The following is an 18,643-nucleotide window of genomic DNA, read 5'->3' as shown; positions in this document are numbered from 1 at the left end:
CATGGACGAAACGACGATCGTGCGCCAGGCTGGCGGAATGGTGATCGAAGACGGCTTCCCCGGGCAGCGGCTGCTGGTGATGCCGCGTCCGCGCGTCAAGGCGGCGCTCGCCAGCCCCGGCGCCTCCCACCTGGTGGTCACCGACGCGGGCTACTTCCCGGAGGCGCGAGCGCACGGGATGACGCGGCGCGAGGGGGTCGCGCAGTGCGTCATCCTCGTCTGCACCCGCGGCTCCGGCTGGTGCGAGATCGACGGGGTGAGGCATCCCGTGCAGGCCGGCCAGGTCGTCATCGTGCCGCCCGGCACCCCGCACTCGTACGGAGCCGACACCGCCGCCCCCTGGACGCTCTGGTGGCTGCACGTGGTCGGCCGCGACCTCGCCGAGTTCCTCCGGGTGGCGGGAGTGACGGCGACCGCTCCGGTCCGCGAGCTCTCGGACACGTACCGCATCGTCGCCCTCGTCGAGGAGGTCGTGCAGGCCATGGAGCGCGACCAGACCTTCGCGAGCACGCTGGCCGCCTCGGGAGCCGCCTGGCACCTGATGGCCCTGCTCTGCTCCGAGCGCACGGCCGGAGCGCCGCGTGTCTCGGCGATCGACCAGGCGATCGAGTACCTCCGCCAGCACGTCACCGACCAGATCTCGATCGGCGATCTCGCGCGGATGGCGCGGCTCAGCCCGTCGCACTTCGCCGCCCGGTTCCGCCAGGAGACCGGATCGTCGCCGCTGAAGTACCAGACGCAGCTGCGCATGTCGCGGGCGCGCGAGCTGCTCGACACCACCGACCTGCCCGTCGCGCAGATCGCCGCCCGCGTCGGCTACGCCGATCCGTTCTACTTCGCGCGCCAGTTCACCTCGGTGCACGGGGTGCCGCCGATCCGGTACCGCCTGCAGCGCAAGGGCTGAGCCGGCCATCACGCGTCCTGCGGCTCGAGCACGAGGACATCGGCGTCGGGGGCCCAGGTGAAGGCGACCGGTACTCCGACGCCGCTGGCGGTCTCGGCGGTCACGACCAGGTCGGTGTCGCGGAGGCGGTACCTGACGCCCGGGGCGAGCCGCGTCGGGAACACCCGCGGCGCCTCCCGATCGCGGTGGCGGTCGCGGTCCCGGTCGAAGACGAGGATCACGACGCGTCCGTCGGCGCCTGCGTACTCGGTCGAGTAGAGCGGAGCGGCGGGATCGCCGTGCACCGTGACGTCGCCGGTCAGCACCACGTCGCGGATCCCGCGGTAGGCGGCGATGCGCGCGGTCGCCTCCGCCCGCTCCTCCGGCGACCACGCGAGCAGATCGGAGCCGATGCCGAGCACGCCGCCCATCGCGACGGCGAAGCGGTAGCCGAGCGAGACGGGGGAGCGGTCGCGGTGCCCCGGGTCGTCCGAGACCCACGAGCTCATGGCGTGCGGCGGGTAGGCCGAGAGGTAGCCGTCCTGGATCACGAGACGGTCGCGGGCGCCCACCTGATCGCTGGTCCAGACCACGTCGGCGAGCGCGAGGACCGCGTTGTCGATCCGCGCGCCTCCGCTCGCGCACGCCTCGACGGTGACCTGCGGGAACTCGTCGCGCAGCATCCGCAGCACCCGGTAGTAGCCGCGGGTGTGCTGGATCGGCCACTCGCGCCCGTGCACGTCTCCGGGCCGGCCGCCGTCGGTGACCGGCCGGTTCATGTCCCACTTGAGGTAGGTGATCGGCGTCGTCGTCAGCAGGGTCCGGAGCATCGCGCAGATCCAGTCGACGACCTCCGGCCGCCCCAGGTCGAGCACGTACTGGTTGCGGATGGTCAGAGGCTCCCGGCCCTCGGCGCGGTAGATCCAGTCGGGATGCTCGCGGTAGAGGTCGCTGTCGGGGTTCACCGCTTCGGGCTCGACCCAGAGGCCGAAGCGCATTCCGGCGGCGAGAACCTGGTCGGACAGCTCCGTGAGGCCGCGGGGGAACTTGGCCTCGTCGGGGCGCCAGTCGCCGAGCCCCGCGTCGTCGTCGGTGCGCCCGGCGAACCAGCCGTCGTCGACGACGAACACCTCGACGCCGATTCCGGCCGCGAGGGCGGCGAGCTCGGCCTGGTGCTCGACGCGCACGTCGAACCGCGTCCCCATCCACGAGTTGTAGACGATCGGCCGGTGCTCGGGGCCCCTCGCGAGGGTGCGCTGGAACGCGTGCCAGGCGTCCGACACGCCCTGCGCGCCTCCGGCACTGAAGACCCCGAGGGCGTCGGGCGCGGCGAAGGTCTCGCCGGGCAGGAGCGTCACGACCGCGGTGTCGTCGTCGACGCCGCCCGAGACGCGGATGCTCTGCCCGAGAGGGGTGGAGTCGGCCTGCAGGCGCCAGGATCCGCTCCAGTCGAGCGCGACGCCGTACGCCTCGCTCGGGGGCCTGCCGAAGGAGTCGGCGCCCGGCCGCGCGGTCACCGTCATCGTCGGCGCGAAGGTCATGCCCGTCACGCCCTGCCGGCTGCCGAGGGCGAAGGTGCCCCACTCCAGATCGATCGAGCGCCGGTTGGTCTCGTAGGCCCAGGCTCCGGCGAGGTAGTCGATCCGCGCCGACTGGCCGACCGGCACGTTCCAGCCCGCCGAGAACGCGCGGCGGAGCTCGACGGTCGTGCCGGAGTCGGTCAGCGTCATCGAGCGCCGGATCACATCGTGAGCGGTCGAGACCGCGTAGCGCAGTGTCAGGAGGAGCGTGCCGGACTCGTCGACGAACGGGACGCTGAGCTCCGCCGCCGTCTGCCGCACCTCATCGGCGAGGACCCGCCAGCGTGCGCCCGTGCGGCCGTCGCCGCGGTCGACGAGCAGCTCGCTGAAGGCGACGTGCCGCTGCCCCGCCGACGCGTACTCGAGCGGAGCGGCGTCGGCGGCGGTCGCGAAGCCGACGAACCGCTCGGGCTCGCTCCACTCCGGGATCGCCTCCTCCGTCGCCGCGCCCCAGTAGTCGAGCACCAGCCCGTCGCCGCTGCCGTCGTGGTCGCGCAGCAGCGAGACCACGTAGAGGGTCGACGCCGTGCGGAGGCGCCACTGCGTCATCGCGTCACTTGCCCGACCCGAGCGTCAGGCCCGAGACGAACTGCTTCTGGAACGCGAAGAACACGATCGCGGTGGGGATCGCGGCGATCACGGCTCCCGAGGCGACGACGTTCCACTGGCTCACGTAGCCGCCCTGGATGTTGAGCAGCGCGGCCGTGATCGGGAAGTTCGTCTCGGTGCGCAGCACGGTGACCGCCCAGATCAGGTCGTTCCAGATCCAGGTCGTCGCGAGCGCCCCGAGGGCCGCGAGGGAGGGCCGGCACAGCGGCAGGATGATGCGCCAGTAGGTGCGGATCGCGCCGGCACCGTCGACCTGCGCCGCCTCGAAGATCTCGACCGGGATCGAACGCATGAAGCCGTGCAGCACGAACGTGTAGAAGCCGAGCCCGAAGCCGACCTGCACCACGATCAGCGCGAAGAGCGTGTCGTAGATGCCGAGGCCCTCGGTGATCCGCGAGACCGGGATCAGCAGGATCTGCGGAGGCAGCAGGTTGCCGGCCAGCATCAGCAGGAGGATCCCGCGGCGGAACGGGATCGCGAACCGGCTGAGCGCGAAGGCGGCCCACGAGGCGAGCAGCAGCGACAGCAGCACCGTGAAGACGGTGACGATGACGCTGTTGACGAGCGCCTCGCCGACGAGCCCGGCCGTGAACACCGTCACGAAGCCGTCGAACGAGAAGCTCGCCGGCAGGGCTCCGAGGCCGTTGCTCGTGATGTCGTCGAAGCTGCGGACGGCGACGAAGAGCACGAACACCATCGGCAGCACCCAGAGCACCGCGATCGGGCCCATCACGGCGTGGAAGATCCAGGAGCCCTTCACCCGGCGCGGGCGGGTCTTCGGGGCCGACCCGGCGGGGATGATCGGCGCGATGACGGCCATCTCAGTCCTCCTTCGTGGCACGCACGAGGTACGTGATGATGAAGACGATCGCGAGCAGGAAGATCACCACGGCGATCGCGGAGCCGTAGCCGAGGTTCAGCACGGTGAAGCTCTCCTGGAACATGTAGGTCGAGAGCAGCTGCGTCGAGTTGTAGGGCCCGCCCCGCGTCATCGCCCAGACGATGTCGAAGGTCCGCAGCGAGTCGATGACGGTGACCGCGAAGACGACTCCGTTCACGCCCTTCAGCTGCGGCATCACGATGCGCCAGAAGCGCTGACTCCGCGAGGCGCCGTCGACCGCCGCCGCCTCCTCGAGCGTCGGGTCGACGCCCTTCAGCCCGGCCAGGTAGAGCACCATGATGTAGCCGCACTGCCGCCAGACGGCCGCGACCAGCACCGCGTAGAGCGCCAGGGTCGGGTCGGCGAGCCACTGCCGCTCGAGATCGCCGAGGCCGATCACGCCGAGGAAGCTGTTGACGACTCCGTCGGGCTGGTAGATCACCCGCCAGAAGAGACCGGTGACCGCGAGCGAGAACACCATCGGCAGGTAGATCGCGCTGCGGTAGAAGCCGACGCCGCGGCGCGGCTTGTTGAGCGCCACGGCCAGGGCGAGCCCGATCGCCACCGAGAGCCCGCCGAAGCCGATCACCCAGATGATGTTGTTGACCAGCGCGGTCGCGAAGATCGGGTCGGAGCCGAGATCGACGAAGTTGTCGAACCCGATGAACTCGGGAGTGCCGATGCCGTTCCAGCGGGTGAGCGAGAGGTAGAACGAGTTGATCGCCGGCCAGAACACCCAGGCGACCTCGATCGCCAGCGGGATGAGCAGGAACAGCCAGACGGCCAGGGGGACGCGGGTGACGCGGCGGGACCCGCGCTTCCTCTGGACCGTCGGCCGCTCCGGCTCCGCCGCGTGGGGCAGCGGAGCCGGAGCCGTCCGGGTGGGTGTCGTCACGGGTTGAAGATCTTGTCGGCGGCGGTCTGCCACTCCTTCAGGATGCTGTCGACCTCGCCGGGCTGCGCGATGAACTTCGTCAGCGCCGCATCGGCCGTGGTCTGCAGGTCGTCGGAGGAGTCGCGGTTGAAGAACTGCGTGATCTGCTCGGTGTTCGCGAGCAGCTCGACGCCCTTCTGCACCAGCGGCGAGAACCCGGAGGTGTCGACGTCGGGCGAGGTGGGCAGGTTCGAGGACTGCGAGGCCGCGATGTACGCCGACTGGCTCTCGGCGCCGGCCAGGTAGGCGAGGAACGCCTTGGTGGCGTCGGCGTCCTTGGTCTTCGCGCTGGCGAAGTAGCCGTCGGTGGGCGCCTCCTCGGCCGTCGGGATCGACTGGTCGATCACCGGGACCGAGAAGAAGTCGAGGTCGTCGCCCTCGCCCTCGGGCATGTTCTGCGAGATGAAGGCGCCGACGAGGTACATCGCGTTCTTCTTCTGCACGAGCGGCGTGACCGCGTCCTGCCAGGCGTAGGAGGGAGCGTTCGGGTCCATGAAGGGCACGATGTCGGCGTAGTACTTCATGACGTTCTTGACCTCGGTCGAGTCGAACGAGGATTTTCCGGCCAGGAGCTCCTTGTGGTAGTCCGCACCGTTGACGCGGAGGTTCAGGATGTCGAACCACCCGGAGGCCATCCACGGGGTCGAGCCGATGCCGTTCGAGAGCGGGACGATGCCCTTGCCCTGCAGCGTCTCGCAGAGCGACATGAACTCGTCCCACGTCGTCGGGACCTCGACGCCCCACTCCTCGAAGGCCGACTTGCGGTAGAAGACGGCCCACCAGTAGTAGTTCGTCGGCAGGAAGATCTGCTTGCCGCTGCCGTCGGTCGAGAGGTCCTTGAGGGCGGGAGAGTAGTTCGCCGCCGCTCCGTCGCCGCTCCACATGTCCGAGAGGTCGAGCAGCAGATCCTGGCTCGCGTAGTCGCGGGCGACCGAGCCGGCGTACCAGGTGAGCACGTCGGGCGGGTTGCCCGAGGTGAGGTAGGTCGAGAGCTGCGCGCGGAACTGCTCGATCGCGACGGTGTTGAGGGTCACGGATCCTTCGGAATAGCTCTTCACGAGGGCCTCGAGCGCCGCCTTCGGGGCGGGGTCGGAGAGGGAGGACTGCAGGACGATGCCGCCGCCTCCGCCGCCCCCTCCTCCGCTCGTGCCGCCCATGCAGCCGGCGAGTGCTGCGGTCGTGCCGAGCGCGGTGGCTCCGTAGAGGAAGCCTCTGCGGGTGAGATGCGGGAACTGCTGCTGCTGGGTGGTCATGGTGTCCTCCTCGACTCCGTGATGCCGTGCTTGCTGGTGCGTGCTGCTTGCTGTGCGGGTGTGGTCAGGGTGCGGCGGTGAAGATCGCGTTGCACTCGAGCTGCAGGGCGACGTCGTCCCACATCGGGTGCTGCGGAGCCGCGTTCGAGCAGACGATCGAGCCGCGCGCGCCGACGCGTCGCGACTCGCGCATGGCGAGCCTGCAGTACTCGGCGCCGACCGGCCCCTCCTCGAAGCGGCCCTCGAGCGGCGTGTAGCCGACCCAGCCCTCGCCGAAGACGAGGGGGATGCCGCGCATCGCCGCGTGGTCGGCCGCGACGGCGATCCAGGTCTTCAGCGTCGCCTCCATCTCGAGCTGGTGGCGCCCGTAGTGCTCGTAGAGGAACAGGTCGATCCGCTCGGCGTCGCCCCAGTCGTGCGCGTAGATCTCGCCCTTGCCGACGATGGTCGCGGTCAGCTTCCACTGCGACTCCGGCGGCAGCGTCCACTCCGCGATCGGAGGCGCCCCGTCGAGCAGGAAGGTCTCCGCGGCCCGTTCCTGCTCGAACTCCTCGATCGGCCGCCGCAGCGCGAAGTCGCGGATGAAGTCGTCGAGCACCCCGTAGATGTAGGGGTGCACGACGAGCACGTCCGAGTTCCACGGGATCCCGCGCATGCCGCCGACGGGCACGTGCGCGTAGTTGACCGAGCACGGGACGCCGGGGGCCAGCTCGTGGAAGCGGTCGATGCCGCGGGTGAGGCGGGGGCGGAGGGCGAGGGTGGCTTCGTCGAGGTTCTCGTACTCCAGGCCCTCGGTGAGGTGGCCGGCCTGGACCTCGTTGTGCAGCTCGACGAAGGCGATGCGGTCGTCGAGGTCGTGCTCTCTCAGGAACGCTATGAGGTTCGCGTGCGCCTCGGCGAGCCGCTCCGCCCGCTCCTCCGGAGGAACAGCCATCAGCGCGTCGAACCACGCGCGATCCTCCGCGAAGGCGGACGACTGCTGGTACTCCCAGGACGAAACGATCACGAACACGTCGTGCTTCTTCGCCGCCTCGAACAGCGCCAGAAGGTGCTGCCGCGCGTCGATGACGGTCGGGGTTTTCACGTCGTACCAGCGCACGTGCTGCGCGTACCCGCCGCCGAGCGGACCTAGCTTGAGCGCACTCGTGTCGATGTCCGTGCCGAACAGCAGGAACGGCATCGCGCAGATGCGGATCGTGTTGTATCCGCGCTGCAGCGCGCCCGCGAAGGCGGCGTCGAGATCCTCGAACGGCTCCCCGGGGCCGGTGCGCACGTACCAGGAGAAGTCCCAGAGGGTGATCGTGAGCTGGTCCGGGATGTGCGGTGCGAGCGGGACGGGCTTGGCGGGGGAGTCGTACTCGTCGATGAGCATGGGGTCAGCGTAAGGAGCGCGGTGGGTGCGCGCCCATGGCTGATCTGGCGGAGTTGCTGGAGGAAACGACGGGGGACCGAGCTCCCGCAGGCGATCGAGCACCGACCGGCTGCGGAAAGGCGATGTGACAGCGGGTTTGGGTGATGGACGATCTGGCGGTTGGTAATCTGGCCGCTGAATCGCAGATTCCCGTGCGTCACTCTGCGCCGGGTCGAGACGTTGCGGGAGCTGGGCGCGGGCCTCTCCTTCGTCGGTCGGCAGGTGCACTTCTAAGTGGACGGCGATGACTTCTTCGTCGACTTGCTGTTCTTCAATTGGCAGCAGGTGCGTTTCGTCGTCGTCGAGCTCAAGATGCGCAAGTTCGATCCGCGCGATGCCGGCCAGCTCGGCTTCTACGTTGCGCTCGGCTCAACACAGCAGGTCGCCGTCAGTCGTAACGAGCTGTCGCCCAGCGACCAGGCGACGCTCCCAGCGGAGGAGACGGTGACCAGAATCGCCGCAGAGGACGCGGACAACCCGGATCCGACAGTGGACTGACGGAGATGCTCACCGCACCGCAGAGCGCAGCCGCCGTCAGGGGACCCGACTTGGAGCCGCCGTCGTGAGGGAGCGTCTGGGCGCCGAAGATTCCCAGCACCTCCTGAAGAAACAGTGCCGCCGGTCCGGGCGTGTCATACCGCCGTGCGCCTATTCGCTATTGACCGCCGCGCCTCGAGTGATCGAGTTCCCAAATCTCGGGCTTGCAGAGACGTTCGTGTTGAGTCTCCGATTCGGTCGGGGTCCCGCTGTCCACCTGTGTGCAGGCCAGCCCTAGTGAGAGCTTAGCTGAGACCCTTCGAGGGCCCCAGCTAGCTCAAGTGCGCACGCGCCTGGCCTGGCGCTGAACTAACAGGGGTCGTTTGGGGCTATCGGCGTACGGCGCCAGCGACCCAGGCTGGTTGTGCGACGCCGTTGGCGAAGACGTGGGCGCCCTTGTATGTGGTTCCTGCGGAGGTAAGAAGTCGCAGAGTGGTGCTTCCGACGTCTTGGTAGAGCAGGTCGCTTTTGCCGTCACCGTCGAAGTCTTGCGCCCTTGTATGTGGTTCCTGCGGAGGTAAGAAGTCGCAGAGTGGTGCTTCCGACGTCTTGGTAGAGCAGGTCGCTTTTGCCGTCACCGTCGAAGTCTCCGGTGACTTGCCAGGCTGGTTGTGCGACGCCGTTGGCGAAGACGTGGGCGCCCTTGTATGTGGTTCCTGCGGAGGTAAGAAGTCGCAGAGTGGTGCTTCCGACGTCTTGGTAGAGCAGGTCGCTTTTGCCGTCACCGTCGAAGTCCTTTCCCAGGCTGGTTGTGCGACGCCGTTGGCGAAGACGTGGGCGCCCTTGTATGTGGTTCCTGCGGAGGTAAGAAGTCGCAGAGTGGTGCTTCCGACGTCTTGGTAGAGCAGGTCGCTTTTGCCGTCACCGTCGAAGTCGGACGGCTTTGTCGTTGGCTTGCTAATTGAGGACGTGAAATGAATGAAATTGTCCGGCCACTGGGGATATGTTGATCCGGCGCTTATCCTCTTCCTCGTCGTGTAATTGTATCCGTAGTTGTCATCCGTGGTAACTATATATCCATTGCCAACTTCTTCAACATATGCCACATGTCCAGAGTTGTACTGAGCGATGTCGCCTACGCGCGGGTAGCCGTCGACAGGTATGCCATATTTCCTAGCATTATCGTCCCAGGATCCTGCGCTACCCAGGTTTCCTGGATTGCGGGCACCGTTCTGCGCAACTCGGAAAGCAGCGTAGGAAGTGCAGTTGTGCTTTGTGCCATTCGATGCCGTGCTTGAACTGTTCGAGTAACCCCACGAGTCGGTCCCCGTGTATCCACCGCCAGTGCACCCGTAGGAGTCCTGCATTTTGCATGTCTCTGTGCCGTTAGCAAAAGCCGGCGGGGAGATGATCAGGATCGCTATAGACACAGCTAGCGCCAGCATCGCTGCCGTCACAGCCCGTCCGAGGCGTCGGATCACGAAACTGGGTTTGCGGCTGCTCACGGGGGGAGCGTAACATCGACATCCCGATTCGAATAGGCTGCTGAGCGAAGATCCCTGTCCCAAAGTTGATTACGTGCACGCGCCAGAAGCGAAGATGCAAGGTCTCGGTAGGCTGTTTTCATCGGGTTCGGTGGTCCTCGGACCTAACCGGCTCGAATTGGGAAGGGGAAGTACCCCTCAACCATCTGTGGAAGCTTCTGCATCTCATTGATCTCGTCGGAGCGGTCTGCCCGGGGTGGGACGATCGGACCGATGGGTGCGGCCGTCGATCGCGCGGAGGCTCGGGTCGGTCGGGGTGCAGGTCACGGCTTCAGCGCAATCAGGGGGCGTGGTGGAGTCGTCGACGGTCACCGGAGTGACGGAGTCAAGCACCCCCGCAACGGCGCCAACTCCTCGCTTCGCCAGATCGTTTTCTCGCCCGGCCGCCGTACAGATCGTGCATGTGCCCCCTCTCGGCAACATCCGATAACCGTGAAGACGTCTGGCTCGACGCCGTGCGCAGGCTGCTGCCGACGCCGCCGGAATGCCCGTCAGCGCTCGCGCACCTGACAGAGGCGTGCTCGCGCGACGAGCGCCCGATGAGAGAAGCAGAGGCCCAGCAGGAGTGGCGCCGAGCCCCGGAAGAAGCGGGATGCCTCGGTCCTGATCAGGCCGACTGCGCCCGCTCGACCAGCAGCCGCAGAGCCCCCCGCGGCCCCTCCTCCACCCGAGGGTGCTCGGCGAGGACCAGCGTGGATCGTCGAGCACTCGAGTACTCCGGCCACCCGCTCAGGTCTCGTCCCGCGATGAAGTCTCCCCACCAGCCGCTCATCGCGTCGCTCAGCGTCCAGGGTGCCCCCAGTCCGACTTCGCGGAGGGCCGCGTCGGAGTCGTCGAGGTGGCGGAAGAGGAACGGCAACTCGAGCGAGTGAGCCGCACCGCGCGCGTCATCCGCTCGGAAGGCGAAGAGGAACGCCCTCGTCGATGCCCCGGTCTCCGCTCGGGCGTCGAGGAGGCGCTGGCTCGGCTGGCGGTAGATCTCGTCGGCGAGGCAGCTCTCGAGCGCTTCGGCGTCGGTGGGTGCTCGGCCCAGGTCGACGGCGAGCGCGTCGCGGTAGGCGGAGGAGCGGCTGCCCGGCCACACAGGCAGCACCTCCCGAAGGTGCCGGTCGAGTTGAGCGCGCAGGAGCCCGTCGTCTCGGGCCTGGAGATCGACGGCGCCCGAGCCCTCGTTCACGTTCGTGCCGACAACGAGGTCGACGTGGGCGGAGGCGCCGCCGCGGAGCGCCTCCGCGGGCGACCGCGTGAGCAGGCGGCCGTCGAGGGCGGGCCGGAACACCGCGACCGTGTTCGGTCCGTCGGAGGAGCGCTGCTCCAGCAGTCGGTTCTGGGCCGTGAGGATGCTCTGCCACGGGAGGCCGAGCAGTCGATCCGGTGCGTGCCGGAGGCCGAGGAGCCCGAGGAGATCGTTCGTGACTGCCTCCCCGTAGGCGCGGTCGCCGAGGCGCTCGGGGTTGGCGCTGTGCAGGATCGCCCGAGGGAAGAGGCCGGCGGCGCGGTCGGAGGCGAGGAGCATCGCGACCGTCGTCGCTCCGGCCGACTGGCCGGCGAGCGTGATCGCTCCGGGGTCCCCTCCGAAGGCGCTGATGCTCTCGCGCACCCATTCGAGTGCGGCGATCACGTCGTGCAGTGCGAGGTTCGCGGAGTCGGAGTACTCGTCGCCGAGCAGGTGGTCGAGGGTGAGGAACCCGAGCGCGCCGAGGCGGTGGTTCACCGCGACGACGACGGTGCCGGTCCGCGCGGCGAAGCGGGCACCGTCGGTGAGGGGCTCCGCGTTCGAGCCCGCGACGTGCAGGCCGCCGTGGATCCACACCAGGACCGGTGCAGCGCCGTCGGTCCGCTCCGGCGTCCAGATGCTGACGGTGAGGCAGGAGTGCTCGTCGCCCACGGGATCCCCGGAGGCCCAGGCGATCTGCGGCGCGGGAGGCGCCGGCCGCGTCGCGTCGCGGACACCGCTCCACGACGGGGCCCGACCGGCCGGCCGGAAGCGCTCGGTGGGCTCCGCGTAGGGGATGCCGAGGAACGCCTGGGCGGGGCCGTCCGGAGTCGAGACGGCCAGCCCGCGGAGGCGCCCGGAGGGCGTGTCGAGCTCAGGCCTCATCGGAGCGCTGCAGGATCGGGCCGTGCCCGGGCGAGAGCGTGCTCTGGAGGACGAGCGAGGACGCTCCGACAGCAGCGGCGTCGCGCGGATTGCTCGACAGAGACACCTCGAGGGGATGAGCGCGGCGCGCGAAGCGGCGCTCGTCGAGCCTCGACCTGATCGCGCGCGTCGAGATCGAGCCTGCGATCGCCACTCCGGGGCCGGTGAGGACCAGCTCGTCGAGGTCGAACAGGTTCACCAGCGTGAGCGCGCCCTGCGCGAGGTGGTCGGCGGCCCTCTCGACGAGGGCGAGCGCAGCCGCGTGGCCGTTGATCGCGGCGAGGCTCAGCACGTCGAAGTCGCGGCCCTGATCCTCCGCCTCGAAGGAGAGCTCGAGATCGGTGAAGGAGCGGTGATCCGCCCGCGCCTCGTCGACGACGACGGTCGGAGCCGCGTACCGCTCGAGGCAGCCGCGGTTGCCGCAGAAGCACTCGTGGCCGTCCGGCACGATCGAGATGTGGCCGACCTCGACGGCGTTCGAGCTCGCCCCGCGCAGCAGAGCCCCGTCGAGCACGACACCGGCGCCGATGCCGGTGCCGACGTAGATGCAGCCGAAGGTCCGGTGCCGCGAGACGCCGCGGCTCCAGAACTCGCCGATGCCCGCCGCGGCCGCGTCGTTGTCGAGCAGGATCGGGGCGCCGATGCCGGCGCCGAGCGCCTGCCGCAGGGGGAAGTCGCGCCAGTGGTGCAGCGACGGAGGCCCGAGAACCCGGCCGGCCCGCTGGTCGATCGGCCCGGGAGCCACGGCGGCGACGCCGGCGATCGCGCGGCGGTCGATCCCGGTGCCGCGCACGAAGTCCTCGTAGCCGCGCACGAGGCGCTCAGTGACCTCCTCGGGGGAGGCCAGCGCTGCTCCGTCGATCTGCTGGCGGGCGATGACGCCGCCCCCAGTGTCGGTCGCGACCAGCGTGATCGATTCGAAGCCGAGCTGGATGCCGATCCCGATGCGCGCGCGGGCGTTGATCTCGAGGAGCTGACGGGGCTTGCCTCCGGTCGCGGTCGAGCCGGTCTGCCGGATGATGCCGTCGGTCAGGAGCTTGCGGACGATCATCGAGATCGCGGGCTGGGTGAGACCGGTCGCGGCGGTCAGCTCGACACGGCTGATGGGGCCGGACGAACGGATGAGGTCGACCACGAGAGCGCGGCTGCCCGGCGCGGCGGGGGTCGCTTCACGGCGTGCCATGGCGCCTCCTCTCGCTCCGATCGACAGAGTACGGGACCGCCCGGGCCCCGCTCCTCCCGCCCGTGACACGATCGCGGGTCGCTCTACGCTGGTGGTCTCCGCAGGAAGGACAGCGCTGATGACCCGGACGGCACTCCCTCGACCCATCGGCCTCGCGCTGGTCCGCGCGACCGAGATCATGGGCGCCGAGCCCTACTTCCACGAGTTCATCGCGGGCGTCGAGCGCGCGGTCAGACCCGCGGGGTACTCGGTGCTGCTCAATGTGCTGCCCGATGCGGAGGCGGAGCTCGCGACCTACCGGCGGTGGAGCGACGACGGCGAGGTCAGCGGAGTGATCGTCGTCGACCTCGAGGTCGACGACGAGCGACCCGAGTTCGTGCGGGGTCTCGGGCTGCCGGCCGTCGTCATCGGGCCGCCGAGCGCTGCGGAGGGCTTCCGCGCGGTCTGGACGGACGACGGCAACGCGATGAGGAGCGCCGTCGGCTTCCTCGCCGGGCTCGGGCACGAGCGCATCGCGCACGTCACGGGCCCCGCCGAGCTCCTGCACACGCGCATCCGGCAGGAGGCGTTCGCGCAGGAGTGCGAGCGTCTCGGGATCGCCTCGGCCACCGCCTCGGGCGACTACTCCCGCGCGTCCGGGGGCCGTGCCCTCCGATCGCTGCTCGACGACGCCGCGCCGCCGACCGCCGTCGTGTTCGACAGCGATCTCATGGCTCTCGGCGGGCTCGACGAGACCCGCGAGCTCGGCATCCCGGTCCCCGGCGAGCTCTCGCTCCTCGCCTGGGACGACTCCGCCCAGTGCCAGCTGAGCGAGCCTCCGCTGTCGGCCGTGTCTCACGACGTGCAGGTGATCGGGATGCTCGCGGGCCGGGAGCTCCTGGAGGAGATCGCGGGCGGCGAGAGCCGGGCGACGAGCAGCCCCGAGGTCGTCATCGTGCCGCGGCGGTCGACCGGCACGCCCGCAGCAGCCCGCGAATGAGGAGCGCCGTGGACCGAATCCTTCACGGGTCGATCGTTACATAAATTATTTACTTTTGTATTGACGAGGCCCCCGATCGTCGACGAGTCTGTGTGAACCGACGCAGCGCGCCCGAGCGGCAGCGAGCCGGTCAGTCTCATCCCCCGGTCGAAGGAGCCCTGGAAAACACATGTCCCGATCCGCCCCACCGCCCGCCTTCCTGCGGGCCCCGCTCCGCAGCTGCCTCGCGGGCATCGCCGTCGTCACCGTCACCGCAGCGACACTCGTCGCTGCGGCCCCGGCCTCCGCCGACGCGCCCCGCGACTGGACCAGCGAGAACACCGACTTCGTCCAGCGCGAGGGCAGTGCGCTGACTCTCGACGGCGAGCGGTTCCGTGCGAGCGGCACGAACATCTACTGGCTCGGTCTCGACGAGAACGTCGGGGGAGTCGACTACCCCACCTACTTCCGGATCAAGGACGCTCTGGACACCGCTTCGCAGATGGGCATCACCGTCGTGCGCTCGCACATGATGACGTCGACGAGCCAGGACGGCCAGGACCCTCTCGCGCTGATGCCCCGCCTCGGCGAGTACAACGAGGAGGCGTTCCGCACGATCGACTTCGCCGTCGCCTACGCGGGCACTCTGGGCATCCGGCTCGTGCTGCCGCTGACCGACGAGTGGGAGTACTACCACGGCGGACACCGCGACTTCACGACTCCGCTCGGCCTGGAGTCGGCCGACTTCTACACGGATCCCGCTGCGATCGACGCCTACCAGGACTACGTCGACCACATCCTCGACCGCACGAACTCGATCACCGGCACCCGGTACGTCGACGACCCCACGATCATGGCGTGGGAGCTCGGCAACGAGCTCGAGGGGATGACCCTCGACTGGATCGACCAGCAGGTCGCCCACATCAAGGAGCAGGCTCCCGAGCAGCTCGTCGCCGCCGGCCGTCGTTTCGACATCGACCCCGACACGCTCGCCGCTCCGGATCTCGACATCGTCGACGTGCACTACTACCCGCCGACCGCGGAGCGCGTCTCGGCCGACGCCGCGACCGTCGCGGACGCCGGCAAGGTCTACATCGCGGGCGAGTACGCCTCGACCGCCGCCACCCCGGAGCTGCTCCAGTCCGCCGCCGCGGACGAGAACGTCTCGGGGATGTTCTTCTGGTCGCTCTTCGGCAACAACGACCGCGGCGGATTCGTGCCGCACGACGACGGCTTCACCCTCCACTACCCGGGGGACTCCGCTCGCGAGCAGGAGAGCGTCACCGCCATCGAGGAGTACAGCGCCGCGACCGGCAGCGCTCCCGGTGGGCTCGAGCTCGGTGCACCGCTGATCACCGCCCTCGACAAGAACTACGGGATCAACGTCGTCTCGTGGCGCGGCACCGCCGGAGCCGAGGGCTACCGGGTGCAGCGCTCGGTCGGCGACGGCGATTGGACCGACGTGACGGATGGAGTCGTGCTCGCCTCCGCCTCGCCCGTCACCGACTACGAGTCCCCGGCGGACGCCCGGTACCGCGTCGTCGCGATCGGTGCCGGCGGCGAGCGCGGACCGGCGTCCGACGTCGTCGCCGCGCCGTCCGAGGGTGCGGTGCTCGTCGACCCGCTGCAGAGCTGGTCGCTCACCTCGGCGCACGACGGTGCCGAGATCTCCGCCACTCCCGCGGGGGGAGTCGTCACCGCCACCGGAGACGCGGCCGCCGGCATCACCTGGCAGCGGGACGGCCTCAGCGCGGCGTCGTTCCTCGTGTCCGAGGTCGACGCCGTGGTCGAGACCACCGCGGACGGATCGACCTGGACCCGCGCGCAGACGACCGCCACCGCGGTCGACGGGCGCACGACGATCACCGCGACCGGCCTGTCCGGCAGCGCCGTGCGGCTCAGCTGGACGGGCGCCGGCTCGGTCGAGCGGGCCACCCTCACCAGTGCCGCCGAGAAGGTGGCGCTGTTCGATCCGCTGGACGACTTCTCGAAGACGACGGCGCACGACGGCAGCCTCTCGTTCGACAGCGGCAATCCCGCGCTCTTCGGTGGTGACGCCTCACGGGTGAAGCGCGACAGCGCCGATCCGGCGAGCCTGACCTACTCCCTCGACGACATCAGCGGCGCCGACATCACGGCCTACTACTGGCCCGACCAGGCCGTCGTCCCGCTGAGCGTCGAGGGCTCCTCGGACGGCACGACCTGGACTCCGCTCGCGGTCGACACGCGCGGCGGGACCGGGAACTGGAAGGCGTACACGTACAGCGTGCGCGGCCTCTCGGGCACCGACCACCTCCGGATCTCGTGGCCGCAGGGCGCGGGCGAGGTGTGGACCCCGCAGATCGGCGCGGTCAGCCTGCACTCGCCGAACGCGGCCGAGCTCGGCGCTCCCGGTGCGGTCGCTCTCGGTTCGCCGGAGGACGACGCCTCGGCGATCCGATCGACTCCGACCTTCGCCTGGCAGCCGGCGGCGGACGCGGCCTACTACCGCTTCGCGCTGTCGACCTCGAGCGATCTCGCGGACCCGATCGTCTCGACCACCGGACTCTCCGCGACCAGCTACCGCCCGGCCGTCGATCTCGCCCCCGACACCCGCTACTTCTGGCAGGTCACGGCCGTGAACGGAGTCGGGACCACCGCCTCCGAGACCCGCTCGTTCGAGACGGCGGCGCTGCCCACCGAGCCGGTGATCGTCGACGACTTCGAGGGGTACGCCGACGACGCTGCGCTCCAGGCCGCGTACGTCCGCAACACGGGCGGCGGCACCATCACGCCGACGCTCGTGCCCGAGGCCGTCACCGGCTCGACCGCCGCTCGCTTCGACTACGACCTCGCGACCGCGGGGTACGCCGGAGTCGTGAAGACGTTCGACGTCGCGCAGGACTGGTGGGGCCGATCCGGCCTCTCGCTCCAGGTCGACACCGATGCCGACGACTCCCTCTCGGTGCAGTTCGTCGCGAACGGCGCCTACTGGGAGGCCTCGGTCACGCCGGGCACGGACGGGCCGCAGACGATCGTGATCCCGTTCACCGAGTTCGCGCCGCCGTCGTGGGCTCCGGAGGCGGACCTGGATCTGACCTCGGTCAGCCAGTACGCCCTCTACCTCAACGGCAGCGGGACCGGCAGCCTCACCGTCGACGACGTGCGGGCGGTGCTCGCGGAGACGACGCCCACGCCGACGCCGACGCCGACTCCCACTGCGACGCCGACGCCGACTGCCACCCCGACGCCGACTACCACCCCCACTCCGACTGCCACCCCCATTCCGACCGCGACCGCGACCCCGACACCCGGAACGCCCTCGACCCCCGCGATCCCCTCGTGGCTCGAATCGCTGGTCAAGCAGTACCTGCCCTCCCTCTGGCAGTGGTGGCTCGGCCGCCGCTAGCCCCCTCCCTCCGTCACACAGCACTGCACCCCGTCGCCGATGGCGGCGACGGCCTACCTAGGAGAATCACCGTGCACCGTACGACCCCCACCCGCCGAACCACGCTGATCGGCATCGCCGCCGTCGCCGTCTCGACGTCCCTCGCTCTCTCCGGCTGCGCCGCCGGCGCGAGCAACGACTCCGGAGAGCCGGCCGGCGAGATCACCGTGCTCACCAACCGCACCGACATCGTCGACACCACCTTCGCCGACTACGCGAAGGCGTTCGAGGAGAAGTACCCCGGCACCACCGTGAAGTTCGAGGCGCTGACCGACTACGAGGGCGACACCAAGATCCGCCTGAACTCGAAGGACTACGGCGACGTGCTGCTCATCCCGAGCTCCAACGTCACGAAGGACGACTACGCGAACTACTTCGAGCCACTCGGCTCCACCGAGGAGCTGTCGTCGCAGTACCGCTTCACCAACGAGGGCTCGTTCGACGGCACCGCCTACGGCATCTCGACCTTCGGCTCGGCGATGGGCTACGTGTTCAACCGCGACGTCTGGACGGCCGCCGGTATCACGACTCCGCCCGAGACCGAGGAGGAGTACCTCGCCGCCCTCGAGAAGATCAAGGCGAACGGAGTCACTCCGTACTACACGAACTACAAGGACGGCTGGCCGCTGGCCACCATCGAGGGCAACCTCGGCACCGTGCAGGGCGCCGAGGTGCGCACCGAGATGATCGCCGACGACGCACCGTGGACCGAGGGCAACGACCAGTACAACATCGACGGTCTGCTCTACGACACCGTCGCCGCCGGCCTCAGCGAGGACGACCCGACCACGACCAACTGGGAGGAGTCGAAGGATCTGCTCGCCAGCGGCGAGATCGGCTCGATGGTGCTCGGCTCCTGGGCCGTTTCGCAGATGCAGGACGCCGCCGAGAAGGCAGGCGAGCCGCGCGACACCATCGGCTTCTGGCCGATGCCGTGGGCGCAGGACGGAGCGTTCACCTCGGTGACCGCCTCCGACAAGTTCCTGGCGATCAACAAGAACTCCGAGAACAAGGCGACCGCCCGCGCGTGGATCGACTGGTTCACGAACGAGTCCGGCTTCGCGGCGAGCCAGGGCGCGATCAGCCCGGTCATCACCGACCCGGCGCCCGACACCCTCGCCGACTTCGACGCGCTGGGCGTGCAGTACCTCGAGCTCGCTCCCGACCCGGTCGGTGAGGAGGCGGTCATCAACGACATCGCCAACGAGGCCGAGATCGACCTGTTCGGCAACTCCTACCGTCAGGAGCTCATCGACACCGCTCGCGGCGCCGGCGACGGCGACAAGGAGACCCTCTTCGCCGATCTCAACGAGCGCTGGGCCGCCGCCCGCGCCGCCGTCGCGGAGTAAGACCCCGASCGCATC

General features: G+C 69.4%; 13 protein-coding genes. 5 read left to right on the top strand and 8 right to left on the bottom strand.

Annotated elements, in window-relative coordinates; translation table 11 throughout:
* The first annotated feature begins 37 nt into the window (after positions 1-37).
* Complete coding sequence (locus ASG06_RS03080) at positions 38-904, top strand: AraC family transcriptional regulator (RefSeq protein ID WP_056038306.1); 867 nt, start codon at positions 38-40, stop codon at positions 902-904.
* Between the two features lie 8 nt (positions 905-912).
* On the opposite strand, the gene ASG06_RS03075 is transcribed toward ASG06_RS03080, so the two are convergent.
* The 5 genes from ASG06_RS03075 to ASG06_RS03055 form a co-directional block, all read right to left on the bottom strand.
* Positions 913-3,012 (bottom strand): alpha-galactosidase, encoded by a 2,100-nt coding sequence (locus tag ASG06_RS03075; protein WP_056038303.1) that lies wholly within the window; start codon positions 3,010-3,012, stop codon positions 913-915.
* Positions 3,013-3,016: 4 nt separating this feature from the next.
* A complete protein-coding gene (locus tag ASG06_RS03070; RefSeq protein WP_056038300.1) occupies positions 3,017-3,892 on the bottom strand; it encodes a carbohydrate ABC transporter permease in 876 nt (291 codons plus the stop codon).
* 1 nt (position 3,893) lies between these two features.
* A complete protein-coding gene (locus ASG06_RS03065) occupies positions 3,894-4,847 on the bottom strand; it encodes a carbohydrate ABC transporter permease (RefSeq protein ID WP_231727596.1) in 954 nt (317 codons plus the stop codon).
* The gene (locus ASG06_RS03060; protein WP_056038297.1) at positions 4,844-6,139 is read right to left on the bottom strand and encodes an ABC transporter substrate-binding protein; all 1,296 of its coding nucleotides are present in this window, start codon (positions 6,137-6,139) and stop codon (positions 4,844-4,846) included. Before ASG06_RS03060 ends, ASG06_RS03065 begins: the two co-directional genes overlap by 4 nt.
* Positions 6,140-6,203: 64 nt before the next feature.
* Positions 6,204-7,511, bottom strand: coding sequence for a cellulase-like family protein (locus ASG06_RS03055; protein WP_056038294.1), 1,308 nt, complete (start codon positions 7,509-7,511; stop codon positions 6,204-6,206).
* A gap of 273 nt (positions 7,512-7,784) precedes the next feature.
* Here ASG06_RS03055 and ASG06_RS03050 point away from each other — a divergent pair, with 273 nt between their 5' ends.
* Complete coding sequence (locus ASG06_RS03050) at positions 7,785-8,048, top strand: PDDEXK nuclease domain-containing protein (protein WP_056038291.1); 264 nt, start codon at positions 7,785-7,787, stop codon at positions 8,046-8,048.
* Positions 8,049-8,416: 368 nt separating this feature from the next.
* On the opposite strand, the gene ASG06_RS19380 is transcribed toward ASG06_RS03050, so the two are convergent.
* From ASG06_RS19380 to ASG06_RS03040, 3 genes are all read right to left on the bottom strand, one after another.
* The gene (locus ASG06_RS19380) at positions 8,417-9,532 is read right to left on the bottom strand and encodes a CHAP domain-containing protein (RefSeq protein WP_156697660.1); all 1,116 of its coding nucleotides are present in this window, start codon (positions 9,530-9,532) and stop codon (positions 8,417-8,419) included.
* A gap of 646 nt (positions 9,533-10,178) precedes the next feature.
* A complete protein-coding gene (locus tag ASG06_RS03045; protein ID WP_056038287.1) occupies positions 10,179-11,672 on the bottom strand; it encodes a carboxylesterase/lipase family protein in 1,494 nt (497 codons plus the stop codon).
* Entirely contained in the window at positions 11,662-12,894 is a 1,233-nt protein-coding gene (locus tag ASG06_RS03040) for an ROK family transcriptional regulator (RefSeq protein ID WP_197409351.1), read from the bottom strand. Before ASG06_RS03040 ends, ASG06_RS03045 begins: the two co-directional genes overlap by 11 nt.
* 118 nt (positions 12,895-13,012) lie before the next feature.
* Here ASG06_RS03040 and ASG06_RS03035 point away from each other — a divergent pair, with 118 nt between their 5' ends.
* From ASG06_RS03035 to ASG06_RS03025, 3 genes are all read left to right on the top strand, one after another.
* Positions 13,013-13,873 carry a LacI family DNA-binding transcriptional regulator gene (locus ASG06_RS03035; protein WP_197409350.1) on the top strand — a complete coding sequence of 287 codons (861 nt, stop codon included), beginning with the start codon at positions 13,013-13,015 and terminating at the stop codon, positions 13,871-13,873.
* A 169-nt stretch (positions 13,874-14,042) separates the two neighbouring features.
* Complete coding sequence (locus ASG06_RS03030; RefSeq protein ID WP_056038284.1) at positions 14,043-17,240, top strand: carbohydrate binding domain-containing protein; 3,198 nt, start codon at positions 14,043-14,045, stop codon at positions 17,238-17,240.
* Between the two features lie 71 nt (positions 17,241-17,311).
* Positions 17,312-18,628 carry an ABC transporter substrate-binding protein gene (locus ASG06_RS03025; RefSeq protein ID WP_056038281.1) on the top strand — a complete coding sequence of 439 codons (1,317 nt, stop codon included), beginning with the start codon at positions 17,312-17,314 and terminating at the stop codon, positions 18,626-18,628.
* Positions 18,629-18,643 lie beyond the last annotated feature (15 nt).

Source organism: Rathayibacter sp. Leaf185 (assembly GCF_001423885.1).
Taxonomy (GTDB): Bacteria; Actinomycetota; Actinomycetes; order Actinomycetales; family Microbacteriaceae; genus Rathayibacter.
The sequence above is the reverse complement of the archived record's forward strand: the minus strand, read 5'-3'. Positions and strand labels throughout refer to the sequence as shown.

Bases quoted from the DNA above. Each gene is read 5' to 3' on its own strand.
- ASG06_RS03030 (WP_056038284.1), top strand. From the start codon at position 14,043: ATGTCCCGATCCGCCCCACCGCCCGCCTTCCTGCGGGCCCCGCTCCGC.
- ASG06_RS03075 (WP_056038303.1), bottom strand. From the start codon at position 3,012: ATGACGCAGTGGCGCCTCCGCACGGCGTCGACCCTCTACGTGGTCTCG.
- ASG06_RS03035 (WP_197409350.1), top strand. From the start codon at position 13,013: ATGACCCGGACGGCACTCCCTCGACCCATCGGCCTCGCGCTGGTCCGC.
- ASG06_RS03055 (WP_056038294.1), bottom strand. From the start codon at position 7,511: ATGCTCATCGACGAGTACGACTCCCCCGCCAAGCCCGTCCCGCTCGCA.
- ASG06_RS03040 (WP_197409351.1), bottom strand. From the start codon at position 12,894: ATGGCACGCCGTGAAGCGACCCCCGCCGCGCCGGGCAGCCGCGCTCTC.
- ASG06_RS03045 (WP_056038287.1), bottom strand. From the start codon at position 11,672: ATGAGGCCTGAGCTCGACACGCCCTCCGGGCGCCTCCGCGGGCTGGCC.
- ASG06_RS03080 (WP_056038306.1), top strand. From the start codon at position 38: ATGGTGATCGAAGACGGCTTCCCCGGGCAGCGGCTGCTGGTGATGCCG.
- ASG06_RS03060 (WP_056038297.1), bottom strand. From the start codon at position 6,139: ATGACCACCCAGCAGCAGCAGTTCCCGCATCTCACCCGCAGAGGCTTC.
- ASG06_RS03070 (WP_056038300.1), bottom strand. From the start codon at position 3,892: ATGGCCGTCATCGCGCCGATCATCCCCGCCGGGTCGGCCCCGAAGACC.